Annotated in this window: 18 protein-coding genes; all 18 read right to left on the bottom strand. The window is 61.6% G+C overall.

Annotated elements, in window-relative coordinates; translation table 11 throughout:
• Positions 1 to 36: 36 nt before the first annotated feature.
• Positions 37 to 2391: a Smr/MutS family protein gene (locus ABGT66_RS05210; protein WP_346689301.1), complete on the bottom strand. Its 2355-nt coding sequence runs from the start codon at positions 2389 to 2391 to the stop codon at positions 37 to 39.
• Between the two features lie 43 nt (positions 2392 to 2434).
• A complete protein-coding gene (locus tag ABGT66_RS05205) occupies positions 2435 to 3118 on the bottom strand; it encodes a CvpA family protein (protein WP_346689299.1) in 684 nt (227 codons plus the stop codon).
• Positions 3115 to 3390: a hypothetical protein gene (locus ABGT66_RS05200; protein ID WP_303147590.1), complete on the bottom strand. Its 276-nt coding sequence runs from the start codon at positions 3388 to 3390 to the stop codon at positions 3115 to 3117. The genes ABGT66_RS05205 and ABGT66_RS05200 overlap by 4 nt, the downstream gene beginning before the upstream one ends.
• 32 nt (positions 3391 to 3422) lie before the next feature.
• The gene (locus tag ABGT66_RS05195) at positions 3423 to 3701 is read right to left on the bottom strand and encodes a hypothetical protein (RefSeq protein ID WP_346689297.1); all 279 of its coding nucleotides are present in this window, start codon (positions 3699 to 3701) and stop codon (positions 3423 to 3425) included.
• A 78-nt stretch (positions 3702 to 3779) separates the two neighbouring features.
• On the bottom strand, positions 3780 to 6212 hold the full coding sequence (gene pheT, locus ABGT66_RS05190) for a phenylalanine--tRNA ligase subunit beta (RefSeq protein ID WP_346689295.1): 2433 nt from the start codon (positions 6210 to 6212) through the stop codon (positions 3780 to 3782).
• Positions 6213 to 6224: 12 nt separating this feature from the next.
• Entirely contained in the window at positions 6225 to 7310 is a 1086-nt protein-coding gene (locus tag ABGT66_RS05185; RefSeq protein WP_294194859.1) for a phenylalanine--tRNA ligase subunit alpha, read from the bottom strand.
• Positions 7311 to 7384: 74 nt separating this feature from the next.
• On the bottom strand, positions 7385 to 8050 hold the full coding sequence (locus ABGT66_RS05180) for a TrkA family potassium uptake protein (protein ID WP_294194857.1): 666 nt from the start codon (positions 8048 to 8050) through the stop codon (positions 7385 to 7387).
• A 16-nt stretch (positions 8051 to 8066) separates the two neighbouring features.
• On the bottom strand, positions 8067 to 9332 hold the full coding sequence (locus ABGT66_RS05175; RefSeq protein WP_346689293.1) for a potassium transporter TrkG: 1266 nt from the start codon (positions 9330 to 9332) through the stop codon (positions 8067 to 8069).
• Positions 9333 to 9429: 97 nt separating this feature from the next.
• Positions 9430 to 9780 (bottom strand): 50S ribosomal protein L20, encoded by a 351-nt coding sequence (gene rplT, locus ABGT66_RS05170; RefSeq protein WP_346689291.1) that lies wholly within the window; start codon positions 9778 to 9780, stop codon positions 9430 to 9432.
• Positions 9781 to 9832: 52 nt separating this feature from the next.
• A complete protein-coding gene (rpmI, locus tag ABGT66_RS05165; protein WP_294194851.1) occupies positions 9833 to 10030 on the bottom strand; it encodes a 50S ribosomal protein L35 in 198 nt (65 codons plus the stop codon).
• A 43-nt stretch (positions 10031 to 10073) separates the two neighbouring features.
• The gene (infC, locus tag ABGT66_RS05160) at positions 10074 to 10733 is read right to left on the bottom strand and encodes a translation initiation factor IF-3 (protein ID WP_294194874.1); all 660 of its coding nucleotides are present in this window, start codon (positions 10731 to 10733) and stop codon (positions 10074 to 10076) included.
• A 221-nt stretch (positions 10734 to 10954) separates the two neighbouring features.
• Positions 10955 to 12913 carry a sodium-translocating pyrophosphatase gene (locus tag ABGT66_RS05155; RefSeq protein WP_346689289.1) on the bottom strand — a complete coding sequence of 653 codons (1959 nt, stop codon included), beginning with the start codon at positions 12911 to 12913 and terminating at the stop codon, positions 10955 to 10957.
• 137 nt (positions 12914 to 13050) lie between these two features.
• A complete protein-coding gene (locus tag ABGT66_RS05150; RefSeq protein ID WP_346689287.1) occupies positions 13051 to 14571 on the bottom strand; it encodes an acyl-CoA carboxylase subunit beta in 1521 nt (506 codons plus the stop codon).
• Positions 14572 to 14769: 198 nt separating this feature from the next.
• Positions 14770 to 15762 carry an amidohydrolase family protein gene (locus ABGT66_RS05145; protein ID WP_294194747.1) on the bottom strand — a complete coding sequence of 331 codons (993 nt, stop codon included), beginning with the start codon at positions 15760 to 15762 and terminating at the stop codon, positions 14770 to 14772.
• A gap of 44 nt (positions 15763 to 15806) precedes the next feature.
• On the bottom strand, positions 15807 to 16592 hold the full coding sequence (locus ABGT66_RS05140; RefSeq protein ID WP_346689286.1) for an enoyl-CoA hydratase-related protein: 786 nt from the start codon (positions 16590 to 16592) through the stop codon (positions 15807 to 15809).
• 73 nt (positions 16593 to 16665) lie between these two features.
• Complete coding sequence (locus ABGT66_RS05135; RefSeq protein WP_346689284.1) at positions 16666 to 17850, bottom strand: thiolase family protein; 1185 nt, start codon at positions 17848 to 17850, stop codon at positions 16666 to 16668.
• 32 nt (positions 17851 to 17882) lie between these two features.
• Entirely contained in the window at positions 17883 to 19091 is a 1209-nt protein-coding gene (locus ABGT66_RS05130) for a CoA transferase (RefSeq protein WP_346689283.1), read from the bottom strand.
• 39 nt (positions 19092 to 19130) lie between these two features.
• Positions 19131 to 19583 carry a cobalamin B12-binding domain-containing protein gene (locus tag ABGT66_RS05125; RefSeq protein ID WP_300263318.1) on the bottom strand — a complete coding sequence of 151 codons (453 nt, stop codon included), beginning with the start codon at positions 19581 to 19583 and terminating at the stop codon, positions 19131 to 19133.

Here is a 19583-nt window from a genome sequence, read left to right as displayed (position 1 = left end):
AGAAAACTAAATTATGGAAATCCGCGCGGCGTGCCGTCAGCGTCGGAACTTCACGACCGTGACGCCGTAGCCGCCTTCGCCGGGGCCGCCGAGGTTGTGTTCCGCAACGTACGGCAGACGCTTGCAGAGCTCCTGCACCTCGCGGCGCAGTATGCCCTGGCCGCGGCCGTGGATTACCGTCACGACGTCGTATCCGGCGCAGTAGGCCTGGTCGAGGTACTGCTCGACCATCGGCATCGCCTCGTCTATCGTCATGCCGCGCACCATTATCGACGACGGCACGCCGACGGGGCGGCTGACCTTTATCTGCACCGTCGGCTGCGGCGGCGCGGCCTTGCGTGAGATGACCTTGAGCTTCGTCAGCGGCACTTCCATTTCGGCTATTCCGGCGCGGATGCGCGCCTTTTTGCCGCTTACCTCGATGACGGTCGCGCTCTTGCTCGTGCCTATGAGCTGCACCGTGTCGCCGGCCTTGAGCTCCTGCCCCGTCGCGACGACCGATTCCGCGGTCTCTTTCTTTTCTTCGCGCTTTATCGCGGACTTTTCGATTTTCTGGAAGTGGCTGCGCTTTTTCTCAAGCTCGCGGCGGGCCTGCGACTCTGCCTCGGCGTTCTCCATGTTCTTGATGAGCGCGCGCGCCGAGTCCTCGGCGTTGCGCACTATCGAGAGCGCCTTTTTGTCGGCCTTCGCTATGAGCGCGTCGCGCTTTTCCTCGATGGCCTTTATCTTCGCCTCGTAGTCCTTTTCGAGCGCGGCGAGCTTCTGGCGCGAGCGCTCTACCTCGCGCGCTTCGCGTTCGAGCGCCGCGCGCTTTTCGTGCAGCTCGCCGATGAGGTCCTCCATCGAGACCTCGCGGCCGTTTATCGCCTCTTCGGCGCGGCGGATTATCTGCTTCTTCATGCCGAGCTTGCCGGCGATGAGCAGCGCGTTGCTGCGCCCCGGTATGCCTATCAGTATTCTGTAGGTCGGCGAGAGCGTCGAGCTGTCGAATTCCACGCTCGCGGTCTCCACGCCGTCAGCGGCGAGCGCGTAGCGCTTTATCGGATTGTGGTGCGTCGTCGCGAGCACCAGCGACCCGCGCTCGCGCAGCCAGTCGAGCAGCGCGATGCCGAGCGCCGCGCCCTCCTCGGGGTCCGTGCCCGCGCCGAGCTCGTCAAGCATGACGAAGGAGCGCGGCGTGACCCTGTCGAGTATCTGCGTGACGTGCGTGATGTGCGCGCTGAAGGTCGAAAGGCTCTGCTCTATGCTCTGCTCGTCGCCGATGTCGGCGAAGAGCTCGCCTATGTCGCCGAGCACGGAGCCTTCGCCGGCGGGCACCGGGAAGCCGAGCCAGCCGAAGTATATGCAGACGCCCGCGGTTTTGAGCGCGACCGTCTTGCCGCCGGTGTTCGGCCCCGTTATGACGAGGATGCGGAATTTATCGCCGCATTTGATGTCTATAGGCACGGACTTCGCGCCGAGCAGAGGATGGCGCGCGCGGACGAATGAGAACTCCGTGCGCTTAGAGAGGTCGGGCATATGCCATTTGTCGAGGCGCGCCGTCTCGGAGAGCGCGTAGAAGAGGTCCACGGTGCCGAGGACGTTTTCGGTGTCGAGTATGCCTTTTTTACGTTTTATGAGCCGCGCCGTGAATTCGCGGAAAATGCGCGTCTCTTCGAGCATCTCTTCGCCGTAGAGTTTGCTGTATTCGTTGTTGAGGCTCATCAGCGAGTGCGGCTCCATGTAGACGCTGCTGCCGGAGCCGGAGCGTTCTATGACCGCGCCGGGAAACTGCGATATGGCGTCCTGCCGCACAAGGAAGGCGTGGCGTCCGTTGCGCAGCGTCAGAACGCGCTCCTGGAGCATCGAGGCGATGCGCGGGTCGCTCAGCAGCGCGTGGCCCTTGCGGCGCAGCGTATCCTTCAGGCCGCGCATCTCGCGGCGCACCGCGGCGAGCTTCTCCGAGGCGTAGTCGTAGAGATGGCCCTCGTCGTCTATGACCGAGAGCATCTCCGTCTCTTCGGCGAAGTCGCGCATACTGCGCAGAAGGATGGAAAAGGCCGGATATTCGTCGCGCGCTTCGGTCAGCGTCTCGCGCATGCGGCCCGCGAGCGTGAGCATGAGCCGTATCTTGACGAGCTCCTCGCCCGACAGAAGGCCGTTCTCTTCCGCGAATTCGAGCATGAAGGCGACCGATACGAGGCCGTCGGTCCACGGCAGCTCGCCCTTGCGCCCGCGGTACTTCTCCACATCCTCGAAGAGCTCGCGGCGCTTCGTCAGCTCGCTCAAATCCGCGGCGGGCGCGATGTTTTCGGCGACGAGCGCGCCGAGCTCGCTGCGGCAGCGGCGCGAGATCAGCGCGGTAATTTTCGATATTTCAAGGCTGTTGTATGCAGATTGTTCGATGTACATGTCGTTGGTGGGAAAAGGGATTTTCGCGTAAATCTATGCGGCTTCAGACGCCGCTCGCCCCGCCATCGTGCGGCGGGAGCTCTTCGCCGGCGGGCGGAAGCGCGTTCGATTCTCCGCCGCCGCCGTAATTTTCATCGTTGTAGTAATCGTAGCCGTCGGGCCATTCGCCGCCGTCGCGGTAGGGGCGCAGTATCTCCTCGAGCGTGCCGTCGGGCAGAGATGTGTCCTGCGGCACGAGGCCGAGACCTATCAGCGCCGAGCGGAACTGCGGCCAGCTGCGTCCCGCGTAGCGCAGCACGTCGCTGTCGGACATCCACGTCGGGTTCGCGACGGGCGCGAGAAGTATGCCAGCCGTCATTATCGCGTATATCGCGATGAAGGTTTTGACGACGCCGGAGAAGAGGCCGAGCAGCTTATCTATCCCGCCGAGGCTGATCGCCCTTATTATGCCCCTCAGCACCATGCGCACGACGGAGGCGGCCATTGCTATCGTGAGCCATATCACGACGCCCGCGATCGCCTGCGCGGCGTATGGGTTTATCCCCATCGTCCCCGCGATGAAGCGCCCGAAAGCGCCCGAGAACTGGAAGGCGCAGTAGAACGACGCGAGGAAGCCTACGAGCGCTATGACTTCGCCGACGAAGCCGCGGCAGAGCCCGCGGAGGATGAAATATGCTCCGAGGACGACGAAGAATATATCCCAGCAGCTGAAACCGGCGATGCTCACGCGTTCTTCTCCTCCCCGCCGAATTCGGCGCAGAGGCCGCCGACGCGCTCGCCCATATCCTCGAGGCGGAAGGCGAGCGACATCAGCGCCAGCACGAGGCGTTCGTCCTGGCTCAGATTAGGCGGAAAGCCCGCGACGAGCGAGCTGACGCCTTCCGCTATACGGCAGAAGCGCGCCGGCTCGAGCTTCGTGGCGAGCGTATATTTCTGCCGCCCGACCCAGAAGGAGTACCTTCCGTCGCCGAGCGATTTTATTTCGTTAAGTTCGTCCATCTTGGCGCGGCCCGCGGCCTACCGGGGCCGGGCTACTCCGCGGGAGTCTCTTTCGGCTGCGCGGCGAGGCGTCCCATGCGTCCGAGCAGGCTGTCGAGCGTGTTGCCTATCTCGTCCTTCTCGGCCTTCGCGGCGGCGGCGGCCTTCTCCGCGTCTTCCTGGAGCTGGAGGATTTCGAGGTCCCTGTCCTCGATTACGCCCTTGAGCTCGGCGTTCTCGCGGCGCAGCGTCTCGTTGTCGTTCTTCATCTCTGTAAGTATCGCCTCGAGGCGGTCGAGCGCCTCGTTGAATTTTTCAAACTGCTCCATCATTGCAAGACACCTCCGTGTTCTTTTCGCCGGTACGGCGCGCGGGGAAGGCAGAAGCCCTCCCCGCATAAGTCTAGCAGACTATTGCGCTCCGCGCACGTCTCCGCCGAATTTTTTGTTTATCTTTTTAGTCACCTGCTTGGCGACGTTCTCTATCTGCTCCGAGGTCAGCGTTCCCTTGTCCGAGCCGACCCATATTCTGAACGAGACGGACTTCTTGCCCGCGCCGACCTGCTTGCCGCGGTATTCGTCGATGAAGCGCACGTCCTTCACGAGGTCGGCCTTGCGCGCTATCGCCTCGATGTCGCGCCACGCGACGCTCTCGTCGAAGACTATCGAAAGGTCGAAGTCCGAGAGCGGGTACTCCGGCAGGTGGGCGAACTCGTTCTGGCGCGACGCGAGCGGCACGAGCTTCTCCACGTCTATCTCGAAGAGCATGACAAGGCTGCGCTTGATGCCCGCGGCCTTCGCGCACTTCGGAGATACGAGGCCGAGCGAGCCTATCACTTCGCCGCCGCGCGTGACGTTGACCCAGAGCTTGTCGTCGGCCCACGACGGCTTGTCATTCTGGACGAAGCCGAGCGGCTCCATCTGCACCGCGCGGTGCATGTATTCGAGCACGCCCTTCGCCTCGCGGAACAGCGCGCGCGCGTCGCTTCCGACGAAGGCCGCTCCGAGGTGGCGCGCCATCTCGGGCAGAAGCTCGTCCTCGGAGTTGACGCTGTGGTAGTTCCTGTCGAGGAAGACCTGCGTCAGCTCGAAGATGCGGAAGTCGGAGAAGTAGCGCAGGTTCGTCACGACCGCGCCGAGCAGTCCCGGGACGAGCGTCGAGCGAAGCCGTCTCTCCTCGGGCGCGGGCGGCGTCGAAAGCTCAAGCATGTCGGAGGTATCTACGCCGGAGGCCTCGATGTAGAGGTCGTCGATCCACGGATATGTGAAGATCTCCTGCATGTTGCAGCGGAAGGCGAGGTACTCGCGCACCGCGCGCTCAAGCTGCGGGCCGCGCTGGTTTATCGCGTGGTCGAGCGTCACCGTCGGGGCGATGAACGGGAAGTTCACGTAACCCATGAGGCGCGCGACCTCTTCGAGTATGTCGTCGGGCAGCGATATGTCGCCCGTCGAACGCCACGACGGGGCCGTGATGCGAAGGGTGCCGCCGCATTCCTCGGTCTTGAAGCCGAGGCGGTCGAGAATCTCTTCGACGTCGGCGGCGGACAAATCGCGGCCGAGGCGCTTGCGCAGGAAGTCGAGGCTCACTTCGACGACGGCACAGTCAAGCGGACGCGGATATACGTCGGTGTGCGCCGTGACCTGCGACTCGGGGAAATATTCCTTGAAGGCCGCGAGCGCGACGGCGGCCGCGTCGTCAACGCGCTGCGGGTCGATGCCCTTCTCATAGCGCGACGAAGCGTCGGTGCGCAGCTCGAAGCGCTGCGAGGTGCGGCGTATGCCGAGCGGGCTGAAGTTCGCGATTTCGAGGATGAGCTCGTTCGTATCCTCGAGTATCGAGTCGAGCTTGCCGCCCATAACTCCCGCGAGGCCGACGGGCGTTTTCTCGTCGGCTATGACGAGGTCCTCGGCGGTTAGGTTCAGAGTCTCGCCGTCAAGCAACACAAGCTGCTCGCCTTCATAGGCGCGGCGCACGACGATGCCGCCCGTGATGTGCTTGCGGTCGAAGCCGTGCGTCGGCTGCCCAGTCGCGAACATTATGTAGTTCGTGATGTCGACGGGAAGGTTTATCGGGCGCTGCCCGACGCGCCAGAGCATGCTCTTGAGCGAGAAGGGCGACGGGACGTTCTTTATTCCCTTGATTATGTAGCCCGTGTAGCGCGTGCAGCGCGCGTCGTCCTGTATCTCGACCTTGAGCTCCTCGCTCATTTCGGGAAGCTCGACGGGCTCGATTGGCTTCAGCGGGCATTTATAGATGGCCGAGAGCTCGCGCGCCATGCCGTAGTGTCCCCAGAGGTCGGGGCGGTTCGTCATCGACTTGTTGTCTATTTCGAGAATCACGTCGTTGAGGCCGAGCGCGTCAGCCAGCGGCGTTCCGGGGGCCGAGCCGAACTCAGTGATGTCCATTATCTCGGCGGGCTGCGTCGTCGGGAAGAGCTCCGCGAGGCCGATTTCGCCGGAGGCGCAGATCATTCCGTAGCTCATGACGCCGCGCAGCTTCGCGGGCTTTATCTCGACGGGGTCGCCCTCGCCGTGCCATTTGACCCACGCGCCGGGCTTCGCGACGGCGACGAGCTGCTGCGGCGCGAGGTTGATTCCGCCGCAGACTATCACGGACGGCTCGGGGTCGCCGACGTCTACGGTGCAGACGCGCAGCTTGTCCGCGTCGGGATGTTTGTCGACCGTCAGAATCTTTCCGACGACGAGGCCGGCGAGGCTCTCGCCGATGTTCGTCGCGTCCTCGACCTCGACGGTGCACATCGTGAGGTCGTAGGCGAGCTTGTCCATCGTGAGGTCCGCGGGAAGGTCGACGTAGCGTTTTATCCAGTTTAACGAAAGCTTCATAATTTCATCCTCCTACTTGAACTGCTGAAGGAAGCGAAGGTCGGCGCTGTGGAAGAGGCGCACGTCGTCGACGCCGTAGCGCATCATGACAAGGCGGTCGAGGCCGATGTTGATATAGAAGCCCGACCACACCGACGGGTCGAGGCCCGCCGCGCGCAGGACGTTCGGGTGCGGCGTGCCGCCGGGCATGACTTCAATCCAGCCGACGTGCTTGCAGACCTTGCAGCCCGCTCCGCCGCAGACCTGGCACTTCATGTCTATCTCGAAGCCCGGCTCGACGAACGGGAAGAAGCCGACGCGCATGCGCACGTCCACCTCGTGGCCGAATACCTTTTCGAGAATCGTCTTGATGAGCACCATGCCGGATGCGAAGGAGAAGTCCTTGTCTACGATGAGCGCCTCGTACTGGAAGAAGGCCCTCTCGTGGCGCGCGTCGGTCGTCTCGTTGCGGTAGACGCGCCCCGGATACACGAAGCGCGCGGGCGCGCCGTGCTCCATGAGGTAGCGCACGGAAGCCCCCGTAAGGTGCGGGCGCAGGCAGAGGCGCTTCGCCCCGCGCTCCTCGTCGTGGCCCTTGAGCCAGTAGGTGTCCATGCTCTCGCGCGCGGGGTGCTCCGGCGCGAAGTTGAGGTTGTCGAACGCGTATTTCTCGCTCGTAATCTCCGGCTCGGAGAATATCTCGAAGCCGAGCGAGCGGAAGGCGTCGTTGAGGTCGTAGCACATCTGAGTGACGGGGTGCAGCCCGCCGCGGAACGGAACCGTGCCGGGAACCGTTATGTCGGCCTCGCCCTCGAAGGCCGAGAGCGAATTGAGAAGCTCTTCGCCGCGCTTTTCCACCGCGTCGGAGAGAATCTGCTTGACTTCGTTCGCCGCCTGTCCGAGCGCCTTGCGCAGCTCCGGCGCGGCCTGTCCGACGCTTTTCAGGATGTCGGTGAGCTCGCCCTTGCGTCCGAGAAGGTTCGCCCTGACAAGCTGGAGCTGGTCGGGCAGCGTGCTCTCCGCTATCTTCTGAAGCCCCGACTCCTTTATCTTTTCCAATCTTTCGAGAAGGCCGCCGTCCGCTGCCTGCGGGGCCTTCGAACCGTCGTTCTCCTGCATCTTTATGCCTCCTGCCGCGGCGCTTTTACATGCGCCGGGTAAATTTCATCTTCTGGCGGAGCGCAGCGCGGCGGCTATTCCGCGCCGACGAGGGCCTGGATGTCGTCTATCGTGCCCTGTATCCACAGCTTGTCCCCTTCCTCGATGGGACGCATCGGGTTGGGGCTGTACTGCTTTCCGCCATATTCCATAAGTATAACAATAACCTTGTATTTTTGCGAAAATTTCAGCTCGGCCATTGTGTGCCCTATCATTTCGGGAAGCGGCGAAATTTTGCCTATGACGAAATTTCCGCCGTCTATCCTAGTGAAGGACGAATACCACGGATAGACGAGCGCTTCGCCTATGCGCGCGCCCATGTCCCACTCCGGGAAGATGACGCGGTGCGCGCCGACGCGCTCGAGCACACGCGCGTGGATTTTGCTGCATGCGCGCGCTATGACGAGCGGCACTCCGAGCTCGACGAGCAGCGACGTGGACAGCACGCTCGGCTCGACGGCCTCGCCTATCGTCACTATCGCGACGTCGGCCTCCTTCGCGCCGATCTTTATCAGCGACGCTTCGTCGGTCACGTCCATCTGCGCCGCGACCGAGATTTTATCGGCGATTTCCGCGACGGGCGCTGCGGAGCTGTCGACGCCGATGACGTTCTGCCCGAGAGAGGCGAGCTTCTCGCAGAGCGCCGTTCCGAAGCGTCCGAGGCCGACAATGAGATATGTCTTCTGTTCTTTGCCGTTCATGGTTGAATCCCCTTCGTTATCCTATCGGGACGTGCGTCTCCGGGTAGCGTATCTCGGAGCCGCCGTCGGGAGCTATGAGAGTGGAGAGGAATGTGTAGAGGCCGACGCGTCCCCAGAACATCAGCGTCGTTATGATGAGCTTGCCGGGCGTGGAGAGCTCCGGCGTGATGCCGACGGAGAGCCCCGTCGTGGCAAGCGCGGAGGCGGCCTCGAAGATGAGCGCCGAATAGGGCATCTTCTCCGTGAAGGTCAGCAGCACGGTGCCGGCGAGCATCGTCATGAGATAGACAGCTACTACCGAGAGCGCGCGCCGCTCCGTCGACGGGGATATGCTGCGCCCCATGAAGGTCGAGCCGCCGCGTCCGTGGAGCTCGCTCCACACCGCGACCGCGAGGACGCCGAAGGTCGTCGTCTTTACGCCGCCGCCGGTCGAGGCGGGCGACGCGCCTATTAGCATCAGCACGACCATGACGGCCTGTCCGAGCCCCGAGAACGTGCCGGGCGCGACCGTGTCGTAACCGGCGGTTCTCGTGGTCACGCTCATGAAGAGCGCGTTCCATACCTTCGCCCACACAGGATAGTCGCGCAGAGCGCCGTTCCAGTCCGAAAGCAGCAGGAGCAGCGCGCCGCCGAAGACGAGCCCCGCCGTCATGCCGACGACGAGCTTGGCGTAGGCGGAGAGGCGGAAGGTTCTGTCCTTCCAGCGCGCCGCGCACTCGGCGAAGACGGGGAAGCCGATGCCGCCGAGTATGATGAGCGCCATCGCCGCGCCCGGGACTATAAGCGTCGTCGCGTAGCCCTGAAGGCCGCCCGGGCACGGAGAGAAGCCCGCGTTGCAGAACGAGCTTATCGAGTGGAATATCGCAAGATACGCCGCCCGCCCAAAGCTCTCGCCGTCGAGCAGGAAGCCCGCTATAAAAATCAGCGCGCCTATCGCTTCGAGGCCGAAGGTGAACTTTATGACGGTGAAGAAAAGCTTCACAGCGCCCTGTATGCCGTCGACGCCGAAGCCTCCGAGGAAGAATATCCTGCCCTTGATGCCGACCCTGCGGCTCACGACGAGCGACATGAACATCATGCCCGTCATGATGCCGAGGCCGCCGATCTGAATCAGCGACAGAAGCACGAGCTGCGAGACGACGCCCGTCTCCTTGGAAACGTCTATGACGCTGAGCCCGGTGACGCACACCGCCGAAGTCGCTATGAAGAGCGCGTCTACGGGCGTCATCGGTATGTCGTGGACGAAATTATTGGAGAGCCATAAGAGAAAGGCTCCTGCCAATATTACCAGCAGGAAGCCTAGGACGATAACTCTCTCTACTTTGTAAGAGGTGTGTATTTGCAATTTCGCACGGCTTCGGCCCGAAGGCCCGGCTGTCTTACAGAGCCGCGCGCGCCTTCTCCACGAGCTGGGCGAACGCGGGAGCGTCGTTTACCGCGAGGTCGGCGAGCATCTTGCGGTTGATGGTGATGTTGGCCTTCTTGAGACCGTTGATGAGCGCGCTGTATGCGATGCCGTTGGCACGGGCTGCCGCATTGATACGGATGATCCACATCTTGCGGAAGTCGCGTTTTCTGTTCTTGCGGCCCGCGAAGGCGCTCGTCAGCGCGTGCAGGTAAGCTTCGCGCGCGCGGCGGTAGACGTTTTTCTTGCGTCCCCAGAATCCTTTCGTAATGCTGTACAGCTTCCTATGTTTATTGCGGCTGGCGCTTGAACCCTTTACTCGCATTATAAGTCACTCCTTGAGATTTTGTTTTAAGATGAAACGTCCGGCCCCGCGCTTACGCGTAGGGGAGCATCTTCTTGACGTGGGCCTCGATGCCCGGAAGAAGGATGCCCTTCTTTCTCAGCGTGCGGAGGCGCTTCGAGTTCTTCGACGAAAGAAGGTGTCCGCGTCCGCTCTTCTTAAAGCTGACCTTACCGGTGCCCGTTATCTTAAAACGTTTTTTCGTTGCGGAATGTGTTTTCAGTTTAGGCATTGCTAGGTTCCTCCTCTAATTTCTGCCAGTTTGCGGCATATTCTTATATCTGGTCTGCATCAGGCAGGACGTTCTTCTTGACCTTCTGCGGCTTCGCGGGAGCGGGCTGCGCCGGAGCCGCGGCCTGCGCTTCCTCAGCGGGCTTCTGCTGCTTTTTCTGCGCCTGCTTCTTCGCCGGCGAATCCGCGGCCGGCGCTATCATGATGCGCATATAAGCGCCCTCCATGCGCGGCTCCATCTCAATCTTGCCGTAGTCGGAGACGGCGTCGAGCACCTTGTTCAGCACGTCGCGTCCCCTGTCGAGGAAGGCCATCTCGCGTCCGCGGAAGAATATCGAAACCTTGACCCTGTGTCCGTCCTCAAGGAAGGCCTTGATCGCCTTGACCTTGAACTCGTAGTCGTGCAGGTCTATCTTCGGACGCATCTTGATTTCCTTGACGACCTGATTCTTCTGCTTCTTGCGGGCGTCCTTGTCGCGCTTCTGCTGCTGGAAACGGTACTTTCCGTAGTTCATTATGCGGCAGACCGGCGGTTTCGCCTGCGGGGCGACCTCCACGAGGTCGAGCTCCGCCGCCTCGGCCATTTTAAGCGCTTCCTGAATGCCGACTACTCCGCGCTTCACGTTCGACTCGTCTATGAGAAGAACCTCCGGGCATCTGATCTCGGAATTTACGCGCGGTTCGTCCTCTTTTGTGTTTGCTATGGCATTACACCTCCTGAGTAAAATTCTCCAAATAAAAAAGTCCGAGCGCATAAGAATGCACTCGGACCTGAAATCATATCTTCAGGGGCAAGCCCGGCAGCAAGCTGAACCGACGGGCGAGAGGCGCATTCCTCTGCTTGAACCCATTGACCTTAGTCAACTGAGAGATATTAGCACATTTCGGCGCGCGCCGCAACAGCGCGCACGCGTTCCGCGCCTCTTTATAACGCGAAGAGCGGAGCGAGGACAGTGGCGACGACGGACATGAGCTTGATGAGGATGTTGAGGCTCGGACCCGCCGTGTCTTTGAAGGGGTCGCCTACGGTGTCGCCGACTACCGCGGCCGCGTGAGCAGGGGTTCCCTTGCCGCCGAAGTTGCCGCTTTCTATGTATTTTTTGCCGTTGTCCCACGCGCCGCCGGAGTTGGACATGAATATGGCCATCATTACTCCGGTGACTATGGAGCCGCCGAGGAGTCCGCCGAGCGCGGGAGCGCCGAGCGCAAGTCCGACGATGACGGGTACGAGGACGGCCATGAGGCCGGGGACTATCATTTCTCTGAGGGCCGCGGCGGTGGAGATGTCTACGCAGCGTTCGTATTCGGGACGGCCGGTGCCTTCCATTATGCCGGGGATTTCTCTGAACTGGCGGCGGACTTCTTCTATCATTTTCTCAGCCGCGCGGCTTACTGCCTGGATGGAGAGGGCGCTGAAGAGGAAGGGGAGGAGTCCTCCGATGAAGAGGCCTACCATGACTTTGGGGTCTTTGAGGTCTATGGTGGTGAGGTTGGTGGCTTCGGCGTAGGCGACGAAGAGGGCGAGGGCGGTGAGGGCCGCGGAGCCTATGGCGAGGCCTTTGCCGACGGCGGCTGTGGTGTTGCCTACGGCGTCGAGGTTGTCTGTGATGTTGCGTACTTCGTGCGGCAGTTCGGCCATTTCGGCTATGCCGCCGGCGTTGTCGGCGATGGGGCCGTAGGCGTCTACGGAGAGGGCCATGCCCGTGATGGCGAGCATTCCGACTGCGGAGCAGGCTATGCCGTAGAGGCCGCCGAACTGGTAGCCGGCGAGGGTCGCTATGCAGACGAGGATTACGGGGATGGCTGTGGATTTCATTCCGACTCCGAGGCCGGCGAGGATGTTGGTGGCGGCTCCGGTTTCGGAGGCGGCGGCTATTTCTTTGACGCTGCCGTAGTCGCCTGAGGTGTAGTATTCTGTGGCTGCTCCTATGAGGAGGCCGCAGATTACTCCGGAGATGACCGCGAAGAAGAGGGTGAGGTCACCGAACATCCAGTTGGTGAGGAAGTAGGCGCCTATTATCATGAAGAGGCCGGTGGAGCCGAGGCCTATTCTGAGGGCTTTGGCGGGGTCTCCTCCTTCTTTGACTCTGACGAAGAAGGTGCCGAGTATGGAGGCTATTATGCCTATGGCGGAGAGGAGGAGCGGGTAGATTACTCCGCCCTGGTCCATGACGAGGGCTCCTATGGCCATTGCGGCTATTATGGAGTTGACGTAGGATTCGAAGAGGTCGGCTCCCATTCCCGCTATGTCTCCGACGTTGTCTCCGACGTTGTCGGCTATGACTGCGGGGTTGCGCGGGTCGTCTTCGGGGATTCCGGCTTCTACTTTGCCGACGAGGTCGGCTCCCACGTCGGCGGCTTTGGTGTAGATGCCTCCGCCGACTCGGGCGAAGAGGGCTATGGAGCTGGCTCCGAAGCCGAAGGCTGTGACTATGTTGGCGTCGTTGAAGATGAAGTACATGACTACTACGCCGAGGAGGCCTACGCCTACGACTGTCATTCCCATGACGCTGCCGCCGGTGAAGGCTATTTTGAGCGCGTCGTTCATGCCGTGGGTTGCGGCGAAGGCGGTTTTACCGTTGGATTTGGTGGCGACTCTCATTCCGACGTAGCCGGTGAGGGCGCTGCATACGGCTCCGCAGACGAAGCAGACGGCGCTCTGCGGGTTTATTTTCCATGCGAGGAGTGCGCCGACTACGATTACGAATGGGACCAGGGCTTTGTATTCTCTGTAAAGGAAGGCCATGGCCCCTCCCTGGATGATTCCGGACAGCTCGTTCACTCGCGCGTGGTCTACCTTAAACGCGCCTATCTTGCCGGATGCCACCGCCGCGTATCCAAGCGCCAGCGCTCCGACTACTCCCGTTAACAACAGCATATTCATCGCTGAAAGAACCTCCTTAAAGGGTCGTCAAAAAATTTTCATATGAATCTGTGCACCGGCGGCGAGGCCGGTGCACAGTATGGGTGGGGTTGGTGAAGAAGTTATTCTATGTTGCCGGCGTTCCGTGCGCGCTCCGCTTAGAGCGGAATGTTGCCGTGCTTGCGCGCCGGACGCTGCTTTTTCCTGCCCCAGAACATGCGCAGAGTCTGGATTATCTTTTTGCGCGACTCCGCGGGCTCTATAACGTCCTCGAACTTGCCGAGCTCCGCCGAGCGGTATGGGTTGAGGAACTCGTCCTCGTACATTTTTTTGTACATCTCCCTCGCAGCCGCGGGGTCGGCAGCCTGCTCTATCTCGTTCTTGTAGAGCACGGCGACGGCAGCGTCCGCTCCGACGACGGCGCGCTCGCAGGTCGGCCACGCCATTACGAAGTCGGCGTGCATGTCTATGCTGCACATCGCGGGCGTAGCTCCGCCGTAGGATTTGCGTATCGGCATGATTATCTTAGGCACCGTCGCCTCGGCCCACGCGTAGAGCATCTTCGCACCGTGGCGGATGATGCCGTCGTGCTCCTGCTGCACGCCGGGCAGGTAGCCCGGGACGTCGACTATCGAGAGCAGCGGAATGTTGAAGGCGTCGCAGGTGCGGATGAAGCGCGCGGCCTTGCACGAGGCGTTGATGTCGAGGCAGCCGGCCATGCAGCCGGGCTGGTTCGCGACGACGCCGACGGGCATTCCGCCCATGCGCACGAAGCCTATTATTATGTTGCGCGCGTACATCGGCGAAATCTCGAAGAAGAAGTTGTCGTCGGCGATCTTCGTGATGATGCTCTTCATGTCGTAGGACTTGCGCTTATTGTCCGGGATGATGTCGTTGAGCTCCTCTATCCTGCGGTTCTCGTCGTCGCCGCACTGGTAGACCGGCGGCATCTGCGTGCAGTTGTCGGGGAAGAAGCTGAGCAGGCACTTGATCTGTGCGATGCAGTCGTAGTCGTCGCGCGCGACGAGCTGGCAAAGGCCGGACTTCGTGCTGTGCGTCGCGGCTCCGCCGAGCGTCTCGAGGTCTACGACCTCGCCCGTCACCTGCTGGATAACCTTCGGCCCCGTTATGAAGGCCTTGCTCGACTTGTCGACCATTATGACGAAGTCTGTGAGCGCGGGCGAATAACAGGCGCCGCCAGCGCAGCTTCCCATTATCGCGGAAATCTGCGGGATGACGCCCGAGGCGTTGACGTTGTTGTAGAAGACCGTGCCGTAGACCGACGCGCCGGGGCCTTCCTGGAGGCGTCCGCCGCCCGAGTCGTTTAGGCCGATGATGGGGACTCCCGCCTCGAGCGCGAGCTCCTGCATCCTCGCGAGCTTCAGGCCGTGCATCTCGCCCATCGAGCCGCCGAGCACGGTCGCGTCCTGCGAGTAGACGAAGGCGCGGCGTCCGTTGATGAGGCCGTGGCCCGTGACGATGCCGTCGGCGGGCGCGTCCACCTTGTCCATGCCGAAGCGCGTCGCGCGCGGCTTGACGAACATGTTGTACTCGACGAAGGTGCCGGGGTCGAAGAGCAGATCGACGCGCTCTCTCGCGGTCAGCTTGCCTTTGGCGTGCTGCTTGTTGATCCTCTCCTGCCCGCCCTGAAGCATGATGTGCGCTTTCAGATCAAGCATAGTCTGAAGACTTTGATTCATTTGACCATTCTCCCTATAGGCGGGACGCGAACGGGAAGAGAGGTTCCGCGCTCCGCGCCGCAAAGATTTGAATAAATTTTATAAAAAAGAAAAAACGCCGAAAAGCTTCGCCGTACTGTCAAAACGCGCCGCGCGCGTTACGGCTGCGCGCGGCGCGGAAAGCTTTCGCTTTGTCCGTTACATTAACCCTTTCCAGGGGCTGAGGTCGAGTCCGCACTGCTCGAAGCGCTCGCCGAGGAAGTTGAGCGCGTTCTTGTACATGACCTTCTCCATGATTCCCGGTCTGAGGTCGAGCTCTTCCCACTCCTTGAGTATCTCGCTGAGCTTGAAGACGCCCCACTCGGAGCCGAATATGAATTTGTCCTGGAGACGGCGGTTCATCTCGTAGAGCATGCACTGCGGGAAGTACTTCGGCCACATGCCGGAGGTCTCGCGCATGACGTTCGTCTTGTGCATCGCGACGTGGTTGATGACTTCGGGCCACGGCTCGCCGACGTGGAGCGCGATTATCTTGAGGCGCGGGAACTCCGCGGCGACCTCGTCGACGTCGAGCGGCTGGCAGTAGGTCATGCTGTAGAGGCCGTCGCCGCCGGGGGCTCCGCTGCCCATTCCGGTGTAGCCGATGTGGAACTGCACAGGCGCGCCGAGCTGCTGGCAGAGGTCCCAGAGCGGGAAGAAGCGGCGGTCGTTGACGCGGAACTTCTGCGTGCACTGCTGGAACTTAAGGCCTATGAGCTTGAGGTCTACGAGCGCGTGCTCCGCCGCGTGAAGGGCCTGCTGCCCCTGCCACGGGTCGACCGAGCCCCAGGCTCCGAAGAACGAATCGGGGTACTGCTGCCAGAGGTTGTAGACGAACTCGTTGCTCGTCGGCGGCTCGCCCATTCCGCTCGTCGCGTCCCACGCGACGGGCTGCATCTTGACGCCGTGGCTCTTGGCGTCGTTCGCCATTACCTCCGGCCCTGTCTCGTCGAACTCGGCCTTGAGGTCTTCGAGCGTCGCGTTGCCGGACTTGCCGCGCCAGTTGGGCTGGGTGTATTTTCTCGAAGCGAGCATCGCCTTCATTGCCGGCGGATATCCTCCGCGGATGAACGGATGCGCGTGTATGTCTATTATCTGGAATCCTCTTTCTTCAGGAGTTTTAGGAGTTCTGTCTCCAGCTGCTATAGCCATGAATTATGCTCCCCTTTCAAAATTTTATCTGTGCCGTATAAATTCTAGCGGTATTTCGCCACGTCGGGCGTTCTCTTCTCGCGGAAGGCCGCGCCGACTTCCCTGGCCTCTTCGGTGCCGTAGTAGACGCCGAGCGCGACGCCCGCCATCGACTGCACGCCCCAGAGCGCGTCGCTGTCGGCGTTGAAGGAGGCCTTGAGCGCCGCGAGCGCCGTCGGGCTGTTGTTGACTATCTCGTCGACCCATTTGTCGGTCTCTTCGAGCAGCTTGTCGGGCTCTACGACCGCGTTGACGAGCCCCATTTTGAGGCAGTCGTCGGCGCTGTACTTGCGGCAGAGGTACCACATCTCGCGCGCCTTCTTCTCGCCGACTATGCGCGCGAGGTAGGCGCTGCCGTAGCCCGCGTCGAAGGTGCCGACCTTCGGCCCGACCTGGCCGAACTTCGCGGTCGAGGAAGCTATCGTGAGGTCGCAGACGACCTGGAGCACGTGGCCTCCGCCTATCGCGTAGCCGTTGACGGCGGCGATTACAGGCTTCGGTATGTTGCGCACGGTGGTGAGAAGCTGGGCGAAGAGGCTGACCATCGGCAGTTTCTCGACGGGCGCGGCGTCCTCAGCGACCTCGGCGGGCGTGCCGCCTATCGTGAAGGCGCGGTTTCCGGCTCCGGTGAGTATCACCGCGCCGACTTCCTTGTCGCTCCACGCGCTCTGGAGGGCCGTTATCATCTCGACCAGCGTGCGCTGGGTGAACATGTTCATCGCGTCGGGACGGTTGATGGTGATTCTGGCTCTGCCGTTGTACTTCTCGTAGATTATATCTTTGAATTCCATTTCAATCCCCTCCTGTTAAGCTGTGCGCCGGGAGGTAGGCCGGCGCACAGGATGTGTGGAGATGGTGCAGAAACTACACTCTGATTATGAACGCTTCGCTTTCGCCGACTCCGCCGCATATCGTGCAGAGGCCGTAGCCGCCGCCGCGGCGCTGGAGCTCGTAGGCCATCGTCATGACGAGGCGGCCGCCGGTGGCTCCGGTCGGGTGTCCTATCGCTATCGCTCCGCCGTTGATGTTGGTCTTCGCGCGGATGGCTTCGACCTTCGCGGGGTCGTTGTCGCCGAGGTATATCGTCGAGGCGAGCGGCATGACGGCGAAGGCTTCGTTGATTTCTATGACATCCATCTGATCGATGGTCATTCCGGCCTTGTCAAGCGCCTTCTTCGCCGCGAAAGCGGGGATGGTCGCTATGTACTTCGGATGTCCGGAGGCCTGTGCGTGGGCGACTATCGTCGCGAGCGGCGTGATGCCGCGGCGCTTGGCTTCGCTCTCAGCCATAAGGACGAGCGCGCTGGCTCCTGTGTTGAGTCCCGGCGCGTTGCCCGCAGTGACGGTCGGGCTCTGGTTGACGGTCTTGAGCTTCGCGAGGCCTTCGAGCGTCGTGTCGGGGCGCGGCTGCTGGTCGTCCGTGATGACGATGTCGCCCTTCTTCGTGTGGACGGTGTAAGGCTTTATCTCATCCTTGAATTTGCCGGCCTTGAAGGCTTCCTGGTAGTACATCTGGCTGCGGTAGGCCCACTCGTCCTGCATCTCTCTCGAAATGCCGAGTTCGAGCGCAACGTCGCCGGCCTGCTTCGCACGCGGTTCGCCGGTGTAGGGGCAGGAGACGACCATGATGTCCTTGAGGACGACGTCGCCCATGCGCTTGCCCCAGCGGAGGTCTTCGAGGAAGTAGGGGACGTTGCTCATGTTCTCGGAGCCGCCGCCGACGGTTATCTTCGCGTCGCCGAGCTCGATGGCGCGCTTCGCCATCGCGATGGCTACCATCGAGGAGCAGCAGGCGCGGTCGACGGTGGTCGAGTTGGCCTCGGGCGGCATGCCCGACGCGAGCGAAATCTGGCGCGCTATCGAGCGGTTCGCCGTCGGCATGTTGATGCCTATGTAGGTCTCCTCGACCTCCGCGGGGTCTACCGCGGCGCGCTCCATAGCCTCTTTGACGACGAAGGAGCCGAGGGCTACGGTGTTTTCATTTTTCATAACTCCGCCGAATTTGTCGAACGGGGTGCGGACTGCGGATACGATTACTACGTTTTCCATTTTTAATATCCCCTTTTATATAAAAAGCTGCGTTATATGGCTTTCTTGTCGTGGAGCTCTTTTATCTTTTCGTCGCTGTAGCCGAGGCTCTTGAGGACCGCGTCTGTGTCGGCGCCGAGGTTCGGCAGCGGCTTGTAGGTCGGCTCGTGCTCTTCCATCTTGATCGGGCAGCCTACCATCGAAATCTTGCCGATGATCGGGTCGGGAAGCGTGACTATCATCTCGCGCTTCTTGGTGTGCTCGTCGTGCGCGACGTCCTCGGAGTTCTGGACGGGGCCGCACGGGAGTCCCTGCGCCATGAATATCTCGCAGGCCTCGACCTTCGTCTTGTCGGCGAGCCATTCGTTGATTATCGGACGAATGAGCGTCTCCATGTATTTGCCGCGTCCGGGGCCGGACTGGATTTCGGGGTTCTCAAGCAGCTCGAGGTGGCCGATGGCGGTGAGGAATTTCTTCCACATGGATTCGGTCGGGACGATGATGGCGACGTAGCCGTCTTTGCACTTGAACGGTCCCCACGGAGCGATGAGCTTGTCCGGGCCTCTCGTGACGACGTTGCCGGTGAAGGCGTAGACGTTGTGCGAACGCTCGGCGAGCGCGACCATGCAGTCGTACATCGATACGTCGAAGTATTCGCCCTTACCGGTGCGGAGCTTGTTGACGTAGCCGAGCATGGCGGCGTAGGCGGCGTAGACGCCGGTGCCGGAGTCGCCGAGCGCGAAGCCGAGCCATGTCGGCGGGCCCTGCGGGTCGCTTCCGCAGGTGTACATGAGGCCCGCCATAGCCTGCGCGATGATGTCGTAGGCGAGGCGCTTCGCGTAGGGGCCTTCGTATTTCTTGGAGCGTCCGAAGCCGCTTATCGCGACGTAGATGAGGCCGGGGTTGACCTCTTTGATTTTCTCATAGGTGAAGCCGAGCTTGTCCATGAGTCCGGGCTTCAGGTTTTCGATTACGATGTCGGCCTCTTTGATGAGGTCCCAGAGGACGGCCTGTCCGTCCGCGGACTGCATGTCGATGGTGATGCTCTTCTTGCCGCGGTTGAAGCGCGCGAAGTATCCGCTCTGCACTCCGCCGTCTTCGCTCTTGAGAAGCGGCGCCATTTCGCGCGCCGTGTCTCCCGTTCCGGGGCGCTCGACCTTGAGCACCTCGGCGCCCTGGTCGGCGAGCATCATGGTGCAGGTGGGGCCTGCGACCTGCTGCTCGAGACCGAGAACTTTTACTCCGTCAAGTATTCCTTTCATGTAGGTTCCTCCCTTTTTACAACTCGTCTATGTGCTTGGTTAGATGTTGGAAGCCCTGTTCGTCATATCCTGCGCGGCGTTCTCCGCGAGCTCCTCGGCCTTCGCCATCGCTATCTGCTCGAAGGTGAAGTCGACGACTTCGTCGAGCGGCGTGCCGGGGCCGAAGACTCCGCTGACGCCCTTTTCCATGAGCGCCGGGATGTCCTGCTGCGGGATGATGCCGCCGAGGATGAATACGGTCTTGTCCATTCCCTCTTTGGCCTTCACCTTGTCGATGACCTTCGGCATGAGCGTGTTGTGCGCGCCGGAGAGAAGGCTGACGCCTACCGCGTCGACGTGCTCTTTGGCCGCGATGTCGGCTATCTCGTCGGGCGTCGCCTGAAGGCCGGTGTAGATGACTTCGGCTCCGGCCTCTTCGAATGCGCGGGCTACTACCTTCGCTCCGCGGTCGTGGCCGTCAAGTCCGGGTTTTGCTATCAAAACTTTTACCAT

Origin of the sequence: uncultured Cloacibacillus sp. (assembly GCF_963926575.1) — a bacterium.
Taxonomy (GTDB): Bacteria; Synergistota; Synergistia; order Synergistales; family Synergistaceae; genus Caccocola; species Caccocola faecigallinarum.
The sequence above is the reverse complement of the archived record's forward strand: the minus strand, read 5'-3'. Positions and strand labels throughout refer to the sequence as shown.

Excerpts from the sequence above, each read along its gene's own strand:
- ABGT66_RS05210 (WP_346689301.1), bottom strand. The coding sequence starts at position 2,391 with ATGTACATCGAACAATCTGCATACAACAGCCTTGAAATATCGAAAATT.
- ABGT66_RS05200 (WP_303147590.1), bottom strand. The coding sequence starts at position 3,390 with ATGGACGAACTTAACGAAATAAAATCGCTCGGCGACGGAAGGTACTCC.
- ABGT66_RS05195 (WP_346689297.1), bottom strand. The coding sequence starts at position 3,701 with ATGATGGAGCAGTTTGAAAAATTCAACGAGGCGCTCGACCGCCTCGAG.
- pheT (WP_346689295.1), bottom strand. The coding sequence starts at position 6,212 with ATGAAGCTTTCGTTAAACTGGATAAAACGCTACGTCGACCTTCCCGCG.
- ABGT66_RS05185 (WP_294194859.1), bottom strand. The coding sequence starts at position 7,310 with ATGCAGGAGAACGACGGTTCGAAGGCCCCGCAGGCAGCGGACGGCGGC.
- ABGT66_RS05180 (WP_294194857.1), bottom strand. The coding sequence starts at position 8,050 with ATGAACGGCAAAGAACAGAAGACATATCTCATTGTCGGCCTCGGACGC.
- rplT (WP_346689291.1), bottom strand. The coding sequence starts at position 9,780 with ATGCGAGTAAAGGGTTCAAGCGCCAGCCGCAATAAACATAGGAAGCTG.
- rpmI (WP_294194851.1), bottom strand. The coding sequence starts at position 10,030 with ATGCCTAAACTGAAAACACATTCCGCAACGAAAAAACGTTTTAAGATA.
- ABGT66_RS05155 (WP_346689289.1), bottom strand. The coding sequence starts at position 12,913 with ATGAATATGCTGTTGTTAACGGGAGTAGTCGGAGCGCTGGCGCTTGGA.
- ABGT66_RS05150 (WP_346689287.1), bottom strand. The coding sequence starts at position 14,571 with ATGCTTGATCTGAAAGCGCACATCATGCTTCAGGGCGGGCAGGAGAGG.
- ABGT66_RS05145 (WP_294194747.1), bottom strand. The coding sequence starts at position 15,762 with ATGGCTATAGCAGCTGGAGACAGAACTCCTAAAACTCCTGAAGAAAGA.
- ABGT66_RS05140 (WP_346689286.1), bottom strand. The coding sequence starts at position 16,592 with ATGGAATTCAAAGATATAATCTACGAGAAGTACAACGGCAGAGCCAGA.
- ABGT66_RS05135 (WP_346689284.1), bottom strand. The coding sequence starts at position 17,850 with ATGGAAAACGTAGTAATCGTATCCGCAGTCCGCACCCCGTTCGACAAA.
- ABGT66_RS05130 (WP_346689283.1), bottom strand. The coding sequence starts at position 19,091 with ATGAAAGGAATACTTGACGGAGTAAAAGTTCTCGGTCTCGAGCAGCAG.
- ABGT66_RS05125 (WP_300263318.1), bottom strand. The coding sequence starts at position 19,583 with ATGGTAAAAGTTTTGATAGCAAAACCCGGACTTGACGGCCACGACCGC.